The organism is Vibrio sp. 1249-1 (assembly GCF_033340495.1).
This window is the reverse complement of the sequence record NZ_JAWOWJ010000481.1, coordinates 1-729: the sequence shown is the minus strand read 5'-3', so window position 1 is coordinate 729 and position 729 is coordinate 1. Positions and strand designations below refer to the sequence as shown.

The following is a 729-nucleotide window of genomic DNA, read 5'->3' as shown; positions in this document are numbered from 1 at the left end:
CACCCATTACGCCACTCTTAGACGCAGTGTAAGAAGGCACGCGAATACCGCCTTGGAAAGAAAGCATTGATGCGATGTTGATGATCTTGCCGCCTTCACCTTGCGCGATGAACTCTTTCGCAACCGCTTGAGACATAAAGAACACAGACTTCAAGTTGATATTCATTACGTCATCCCAATCTTGCTCAGAAAACTCGATGGCATCGTTACGACGAATGATGCCCGCGTTGTTCACTAAGATATCAATGCGACCAAGTTCGGTTACTGCGCGGTCAACGATAGTTGGGATGTCTTCTAGTTTCATTAAGTTAGCGCGGATATCGACGAACTTACGGCCTTCAGCCTCTACTTTCTCAATCGTTTCTGTTGGTTCGCTGATGTTTACGCCAACAATGTCACAGCCCGCTTTTGCTAGACCAAGCGCCATACCTTGACCAAGACCAGTGTCACAACCAGTAACAATGGCCACTTTTCCCTCAAGGTTAAATGAATCAAGAATCATGTCGTTTTCCTCAATAGTAGGTAATGTCGTGATTTGGCGTCTTGGCCATGTCACTTTGTATGCATTCATCCTGACCCAAAAAGAAACTGTTTGCAATTTTTTTTGAAAAGGCGTTTTAAAAATATTGATTGCGATCTTGTTTTTCTGGATTCTTTAATTGCGCGGTTTCAAATTTTTGAAAAGGCATTTTAAAAATACTGGTTCTTAAATTTTTCAGCGATATAATG

General features: G+C 42.2%; 1 protein-coding gene. It reads right to left on the bottom strand.

Annotated features, from left to right (window positions below):
• A partial coding sequence (locus R7Z50_RS27115) for an SDR family NAD(P)-dependent oxidoreductase (RefSeq protein WP_318149701.1) occupies positions 1-502 on the bottom strand: 502 nt, incomplete at its 3' end.
• Positions 503-729 lie beyond the last annotated feature (227 nt).